A 6,198-nucleotide genomic window follows, 5' to 3' on the forward strand; every position below is an offset into this window, starting at 1 on the left:
CGCCGCGCGAGTAAGTTCTAAATTGGAACTGATTATTGACAACCGCGCCGGGCTTGTCAACGCAGCCACCGCCCATTGCAACCGAAGGCAAGTTCTATAATCGAACCCGCTCTTTCACTGCACCGTCGCACGAGACTCGATCATGAAATGGGATGACATCGGCACGCTGAACTGTTCGGTCGCGCGCACGCTCGCCGTGCTCGGCGATCGGTGGACCATGCTGATCCTGCGCAACGCGTTTCTCGGCTGCCGCCGCTTCGATGCGTTCCAGATGCAACTGGGCCTCACGCGCCACGTTCTGGCCGAGCGGCTCGCGCGTCTCGTCGACGAAGGCGTGCTGGTCAAGCGCGCGTATCAGGAGCGCCCGCCGCGTTTCGAATACCGGTTGACGGAAAAAGGCCTCGACCTCTACCCGGCCCTGCTCGCGCTGATGACATGGGGCGATCGCTGGAAGGACGACGGCCAGGGGCCGCCGGTGCAATTGCGTCATCGAACCTGCGGTCAGTTGATGCATGCGGTCGCGGTGTGCTCGGCATGCGGCGAGCCGCTCGATGCGCACGACGTGCAGCCGGAGCCCGGGCCCGGATGGATCGCACGCGAGGCGGCCGACTGACGCATGGCGCGTAGCGAGGGTCGAGCGCGCACGGCAGCGCCGCACACGATGAACGTCATCACGTCGACGGCGCCGGACCGTCACACGATGTCGCGCATTCGCATCCGGGCGTGGCCGCGCCGCCGTGTCTGCGTTACACTCACGGCCCGCTGTCTCAAAACCATTCGCTGTCCAAGATGTTGTCGCGCCAACGCCTCGCTGCTGCCTGCCTCGCCGCTTCCCTGCTCGCCACGCCCTTCGCCGCCTTCGGCAAGACGCAAACCGAATCGCTGCTGCAGCAAGCGATCGACTTCATCGCGCAACTTCTGCCGGCCCCGACCCATGAGGCGCCCGCCACGCAGGTCGTCGAATCTGCGTTCTCGCCCGATGGCGGTGCCGAGGCGCTCGTCCTGAAGGCAATCGGCGCCGCGCGCACCTCGATTCGCGTGGCCGCCTACTCGTTCACGTCGCCGCCTGTCACCCGCGCGCTGCTCGCCGCGAAGCGGCGCGGCGTGAATGTCGCGGTCGTCGTGGACGACAAGGGCAATCGCGCGAAGAGCAGCAAGCAGGCACTGAACCTGCTCGTCAACGCGGGCATTCCGACACGCACGATCGACGCCTATGCGATCCACCACGACAAGTATGTCGTGGTCGATGCCGAGCACGTGGAGACGGGCTCGTTCAACTACAGTGCCTCGGCAGCCAGCCGCAATTCCGAAAACGTCGTCGTGGTCTGGAACAATCCGCAACTCGCGTCGCGCTACCTTGCGCATTGGCAAAGCCGCTTCGACCAGGGTACGCCGTACCGCTCGTCGTACTGACTCTTCGCGCATGCGATCGCCACGCGCCGTTCGCGTGCGGCGCGGCCGACGCGCATTGGTGCGTGCATTCGCGCCGTGATGTCGTCGATGATCGGTGCGCATTGCATGCCGGTCAACCTGGCCGAATGGCCTGCACACCGCGCGCGACGGCGCCGCGATCGGTGGAATCGGTGGATGAAATCAGTGGATGTCGGCCGCCCGCTCCGCGATCTGCGTGGTCGCGACACACCGGCTCGCATGCGCATGCGCATCGCTGGCCGAAGGCTTCGGTCGATCGCGAGTCCCGCCCGGCAGCGCACCGAGTACGCAGTCCGTACTGAAGGTCAGCGGGTTCTGAATCATCGGATAGAGCAGATACAGCGCCAACGCGAGATACCCCGCGTAGAGAATTCGAACCATGGTGCGGTGGATGAGCGATTGATCTTGCCCTGTTTACGGCATCGCACCGGAGAGCTTGAGCCGCCGGGCATCGAATTGCTTGTCCCGCAGCGACGCATGACATGCGAAGCGTTCGCGTCGCATCGCCATGGCAACGCCGCACAACACGGCGTGCAGCGCGATGGCGAATGCGCGATACTGTTCGGCGTGCGCGGCGAGTTCGGCAAGCATGCGCCGACGGCTTTCGCACGCGCCGAGCGGCATCCAGACGATCGATGACCGGCTCCGCAGCCGGGACCAGAGACAAAGGCCAATGCAGATTGCTACCAAACCGGTCGACGAGGCGGCCCGGCTCGAGACGCTTCATTCGTTGTCGATCCTCGACACGCCACCGGAAGAACGGTTCGACCGCCTCACGCGCCTGGCGCGCCGGCTGTTCGACGTTCCGATCGCACTCGTCAGCCTCGTCGACGAGAATCGCCAGTGGTTCAAGAGTCATCCGGGCCTCGACGCCACGCAGACCTCGCGCGACGTCTCGTTCTGCGCACATGCGCTGCTCGCGGACGAAACGATGGTGATCCAGGACGCGCGCAACGACGATCGCTTCCACGACAATCCGCTCGTCACCGGCCAGCCCGGCATCCGCTTCTATGCGGGCCGGCCGCTTGCCGCGCCGAACGGCGCACCTGTCGGCACGCTGTGCCTGATCGACACGCGGCCACGCGACCTCTCCGTCGACGAACTCGCGCTGCTCGGTGATCTCGCGCACATGACCGAACGCGAAATCGCGGCGCTGCATCTCGCGACGACCGACGAACTGACGCAACTGACGAACCGCCGCGGCTTCGAGATTCTCGCGCGCCACGTGCTGAGCCTGTGCGGGCGCATGAGCCGGCACGCGGTACTGCTGTTCTTCGACCTGAACGACTTCAAGGCGATCAACGACCGCTTCGGCCACGCCGAAGGCGACCGCGCGCTCATGGCCTTCGCGGACACGTTGACCGGTGCGCTGCGCGACAGCGACGTGATCGCCCGACTCGGCGGCGACGAATTCGTCGTGCTGTTGAGCGCCAGCGATCCGGCCGACGTCGGCGAGCCGATCGAGCGCGTCACGCAGGCGCTCGCGCTGCGCAACGCGGCCGACGCACGCGGCTATGCGATCCGGTTCAGTGTCGGCTACGTCGCATACGATCCCGCGCAACATCGTGCGGTAGCCGACCTGCTCGAATCGGCCGATCGCCGCATGTACGAGGACAAGCAGCGCGGCAAAGCCGCCGGCGCCTGAGCGCGGATCAACCGCTCGCCGATACGCGCGTCCGCCGCTGCCGCCAGCCGCGCTCGGTCCGATATGCGCCGTTCGGTCAGCTTCCGCACGGCGGCGCACTCGCCATCGCTTCCGCGATCTGCTCGGGCGTCAAGTCGCGCTGGTGGGTCGCGATCGACCAGCGATGGCCGAACGGGTCCTCTACCTGGCCGTAGCGATCGCCCCAGAACATATCGGTGGCCGGCATTCTGACGGTCGCGCCGGCCGCGACGGCCTGCGCGATCGCCGCATCGGTGTCCGGCACGAACAGGTGGAGGCAGACCGGCGTGCCGTTCAGCGTCTTCGGCCCGAGTGCGCCGTGCTCCGGCATTTCATCGACGAGCATCAGCGTCGAATCGCCGATTGCGAGGCACGCGTGCGCGAGCCGGCCGTCCGGGGTCGGCAGGCGAAACCGTTCGGTCGCGTTGAACGCACGCTTGTAGAAGTCGATGGCGGCGGCTGCACCGGCGCAGATCAGATGCGGGGTCAGCGTGCGCATCCCTTCCGGGATCGGGTTGACGGACGTGGCCATGGATGTCGCTCCTTCAGTCGGTTATCGAATCGGAAATCGGGACGGACGCACGATGCGCACGCCTCCGATGCTACGACGGACGGACTCGACGGAAATCGACACGCCTGCGGATATTTTTTTCTCAGATCTGCGGAAGGTCGCGCAGCGTACGCGACTCGTTCGTCGCATCGATGTCGAGTTCGATCCCTTCCGACGCGTCGCGATAAAGCACGCGCTTCAGTCTCGGCCCCACCGCCGTCCCGTCCGCTTCGTCGAATACGGCGCGAACGTCGTCGCCGGCCGCAAGCGCGCGCGCAACTTCCGCCACCGACGCCTCGCTCGGCGTCGCCGCCCACGACCGGTCCGCCGGATTGACGGCCGCCCAGCGCACGTGCGTCACACGTGCGCTGCGCACGTCGATTCGGACACCATTCACCGCGAACATCGACATCGGGATCTCCTTCGAAACGGTTGCGGCCGGACGAACGCCGGACGACGGAAGCCGACGATGGCGCGACAGCCCGCGGGTTCAACCGCCACCAGGCCGGCCTGACGCACGATCATCCCCGCACGCGGCTTCGGCCAACGCGATTTTCGATGATACATTGGGACGCTTTGCAACCGTCAACAGACAATCGTGCACGGGAGAAACATATGACCGACGCCTGGGGAACCTTCCCTGCCAGAATGGGCGACCATCAGGCCTTCATCAGCTTCAATCACGGCTTTGCGGAAATCGCCGAAAGCGATCCGCGCACGTCGCTGCTCAGCGTGCGTGTCGCGCTCGAGCATCCGACACCCGACGGCCTGCCGAGCAGCGACGAGTTCGCCGGTCTCACGAACATCGAAGATCTGCTGGACGCCGCAGTGACCGCGAAAAACGGCGTGCAGGTCGGCCGCATCACGGTCGACGGCAATCAGGATTTCCTGTTCTACGTGCCGTTCGACGAGGAAACCGCGGGCGAGATCGTCGACTCGCTCGCCGAGCGCACGACCTACGCGCTTCAGTACGCATTCCAGGACGATCCGGACAAGGAAACGTACTGGCGCACGCTCTACCCGACCGACGACGACTGGCAACTGATGCGCGACATGCGCGTGCTCGAGGCGCTGCGGCAGAAAGGCGACGTGAGCGACGTGAGCCGGCGCGTGATGCACTGGGCTTATTTCCCGGAACCGAGCGATGCGCATCAGTTCGCCGACTGGGCCGAGTCGAAAGGCTATCTGGTCGAATCGGTCGCGCCGACCGAAGACGGCAAATCGGCCGTGCGGTTTGCGCACGAAGGCACGATGGCGCTGGCCGACATCACGCGCCATACGCTCGAGATCAATCGCGAGGTGCGCTCGCTCGGTGGCGAATACGACGGCTGGGAAACCAGCGTCGAGCAGGCGGGCTGACCCCGCCGGCACGCGCGTTGCGCGCGTGTCGGACCTTGACGGGTCCGGTACAAAAAGCATCCCGGCAGCGCGACGGCGTGCCGCCGGGGCCAAGGCATCGCCGGCCGTAACCGGCGATGGGCCCAGGCAACCGCCCAGGCACGAGGAAAGCGATTCATGCGGATCAGGCGAACGGATGTCGTGGCGCGAAACGCCGCCTGCCGAACGCCTGTCCGTTTCCGCCGACGCGGCTTGCATGCGTCGTGCGGGGAAAAAGCCCCGCTCCTGCGCGAGCGAGCGGGGAAATGGTTGACCGGGCCGGGGTAGAACGGTCAACCGGCCAGATTGTGATCGTGGCCCGTGCGACCGTCTGTGCGGCAACTCACCCTTTCAAGCGGAAAGCTCGCGTGCCTGGTGCCGCTTGCGGCACGTCACGGCACGGTCCGAGCGCTACGCCGGCGGCCGGTGCGGCGATCACGACGACGAGCGACGCGCCCTTCCGGCTGACCAACTGCTCCGCCAGTCGACGATATTGGCGCGTGCGTCGTCCTCGTCGGCAAAATCGTTGCGTTTCAGGAAACGGTCGAGCACGACCCACGCGAACGTCTTGCCTCGCGAAATGGAATCCAGTTGCCAGTCGACCACGGCGACTCGCCCCGTTTCCCGCGTTTCGAGTGTCGACGTGAAGCGGTAATCGAGATATTCGATCTCAACCGGTGACATGACTTTCTCCGGCCAATCCGCCCTCTCGGTTCTTATGGTGCGCCGCGCCAGGCCGGCGTCACGCGCTGCGTGAATCTTGTGTGAATTCGGGGCTGCAAGTCATTCCGGCAGGCAGTATCGCGATCTTCTCGCGAGCTTTTGACCTCGACTGAAAATACATGGCCGTCCGGTCGCGCTGCTACACTCCGGCCACAATAATCGCTTGCCACACCCAAGGAAACAATGTCACTCGCCCGGGCACAACATGATGGTGTCGATGTCTGGATCATCCCGCTTTCGGGACATGCCGCGTATGCCTCCACGCATCTCAAGCGGGTATTCGCCTCCGACGACTCGCGCCATCGCGTCGTGACGGTCGACCTGACAAAACTGCTCGCCTGCGCCGATCGCGACACGACCGATTATGTGCTGCCTTCGGTTGAATACTGGGCGCCCGGCAAGGCCGCCGGCATCCGCGCTTTCCTCGACCCGGCCGGACCCCGTATTCCCGAGA

General features: G+C 65.5%; 9 protein-coding genes and 1 pseudogene. 5 read left to right on the forward strand and 5 right to left on the reverse strand.

The window, feature by feature from the left end:
- The first annotated feature begins 142 nt into the window (after window positions 1–142).
- Both ACV22V_RS06720 and ACV22V_RS06725 read left to right on the forward strand, forming a co-directional pair.
- On the forward strand, window positions 143–613 hold the full coding sequence (locus ACV22V_RS06720) for a winged helix-turn-helix transcriptional regulator (RefSeq protein ID WP_059691766.1): 471 nt from the start codon (window positions 143–145) through the stop codon (window positions 611–613).
- 176 nt (window positions 614–789) lie between these two features.
- Window positions 790–1,413, forward strand: a complete 624-nt coding sequence (locus tag ACV22V_RS06725; RefSeq protein WP_059691767.1) for a phospholipase D family nuclease — start codon at window positions 790–792, stop codon at window positions 1,411–1,413.
- Between the two features lie 180 nt (window positions 1,414–1,593).
- On the opposite strand, the gene ACV22V_RS06730 is transcribed toward ACV22V_RS06725, so the two are convergent.
- Both ACV22V_RS06730 and ACV22V_RS06735 read right to left on the reverse strand, forming a co-directional pair.
- Window positions 1,594–1,812: a hypothetical protein gene (locus ACV22V_RS06730; RefSeq protein WP_448013310.1), complete on the reverse strand. Its 219-nt coding sequence runs from the start codon at window positions 1,810–1,812 to the stop codon at window positions 1,594–1,596.
- 33 nt (window positions 1,813–1,845) lie between these two features.
- Window positions 1,846–2,022 carry a hypothetical protein gene (locus ACV22V_RS06735; RefSeq protein WP_448013311.1) on the reverse strand — a complete coding sequence of 59 codons (177 nt, stop codon included), beginning with the start codon at window positions 2,020–2,022 and terminating at the stop codon, window positions 1,846–1,848.
- 82 nt (window positions 2,023–2,104) lie between these two features.
- Here ACV22V_RS06735 and ACV22V_RS06740 point away from each other — a divergent pair, with 82 nt between their 5' ends.
- A complete protein-coding gene (locus tag ACV22V_RS06740; protein WP_448013312.1) occupies window positions 2,105–3,076 on the forward strand; it encodes a diguanylate cyclase domain-containing protein in 972 nt (323 codons plus the stop codon).
- Window positions 3,077–3,152: 76 nt separating this feature from the next.
- Here the strand turns inward: ACV22V_RS06740 and ACV22V_RS06745 are convergent, their stop codons facing one another.
- Together ACV22V_RS06745 and ACV22V_RS06750 are read right to left on the reverse strand one after the other, a co-directional pair.
- Window positions 3,153–3,626: a VOC family protein gene (locus ACV22V_RS06745; RefSeq protein WP_059524512.1), complete on the reverse strand. Its 474-nt coding sequence runs from the start codon at window positions 3,624–3,626 to the stop codon at window positions 3,153–3,155.
- Window positions 3,627–3,747: 121 nt separating this feature from the next.
- Window positions 3,748–4,056, reverse strand: coding sequence for a hypothetical protein (locus ACV22V_RS06750; RefSeq protein ID WP_059524514.1), 309 nt, complete (start codon window positions 4,054–4,056; stop codon window positions 3,748–3,750).
- A gap of 203 nt (window positions 4,057–4,259) precedes the next feature.
- Between ACV22V_RS06750 and ACV22V_RS06755 the strand changes: the two genes are divergently transcribed.
- Entirely contained in the window at window positions 4,260–5,003 is a 744-nt protein-coding gene (locus ACV22V_RS06755) for a DUF695 domain-containing protein (RefSeq protein WP_059691771.1), read from the forward strand.
- A 453-nt stretch (window positions 5,004–5,456) separates the two neighbouring features.
- On the opposite strand, the gene ACV22V_RS06760 is transcribed toward ACV22V_RS06755, so the two are convergent.
- A complete protein-coding gene (locus ACV22V_RS06760; protein ID WP_059691772.1) occupies window positions 5,457–5,705 on the reverse strand; it encodes a hypothetical protein in 249 nt (82 codons plus the stop codon).
- A gap of 222 nt (window positions 5,706–5,927) precedes the next feature.
- Between ACV22V_RS06760 and ACV22V_RS06765 the strand changes: the two are divergent.
- A pseudogene (locus tag ACV22V_RS06765) lies at window positions 5,928–6,198 on the forward strand (plasmid fertility inhibition factor family protein); the annotation flags it as partial.

It is taken from the genome of Burkholderia sp. AW33-5, from assembly GCF_053427615.1.

What these genes read in the sequence shown, in the direction of transcription:
- ACV22V_RS06720 (WP_059691766.1), top strand. Translation starts at nt 143, where the DNA reads ATGAAATGGGATGACATCGGCACGCTGAACTGTTCGGTCGCGCGCACG.
- ACV22V_RS06725 (WP_059691767.1), top strand. Translation starts at nt 790, where the DNA reads ATGTTGTCGCGCCAACGCCTCGCTGCTGCCTGCCTCGCCGCTTCCCTG.
- ACV22V_RS06730 (WP_448013310.1), bottom strand. Translation starts at nt 1,812, where the DNA reads ATGGTTCGAATTCTCTACGCGGGGTATCTCGCGTTGGCGCTGTATCTG.
- ACV22V_RS06735 (WP_448013311.1), bottom strand. Translation starts at nt 2,022, where the DNA reads ATGCTTGCCGAACTCGCCGCGCACGCCGAACAGTATCGCGCATTCGCC.
- ACV22V_RS06740 (WP_448013312.1), top strand. Translation starts at nt 2,105, where the DNA reads ATGCAGATTGCTACCAAACCGGTCGACGAGGCGGCCCGGCTCGAGACG.
- ACV22V_RS06745 (WP_059524512.1), bottom strand. Translation starts at nt 3,626, where the DNA reads ATGGCCACGTCCGTCAACCCGATCCCGGAAGGGATGCGCACGCTGACC.
- ACV22V_RS06750 (WP_059524514.1), bottom strand. Translation starts at nt 4,056, where the DNA reads ATGTCGATGTTCGCGGTGAATGGTGTCCGAATCGACGTGCGCAGCGCA.
- ACV22V_RS06755 (WP_059691771.1), top strand. Translation starts at nt 4,260, where the DNA reads ATGACCGACGCCTGGGGAACCTTCCCTGCCAGAATGGGCGACCATCAG.
- ACV22V_RS06760 (WP_059691772.1), bottom strand. Translation starts at nt 5,705, where the DNA reads ATGTCACCGGTTGAGATCGAATATCTCGATTACCGCTTCACGTCGACA.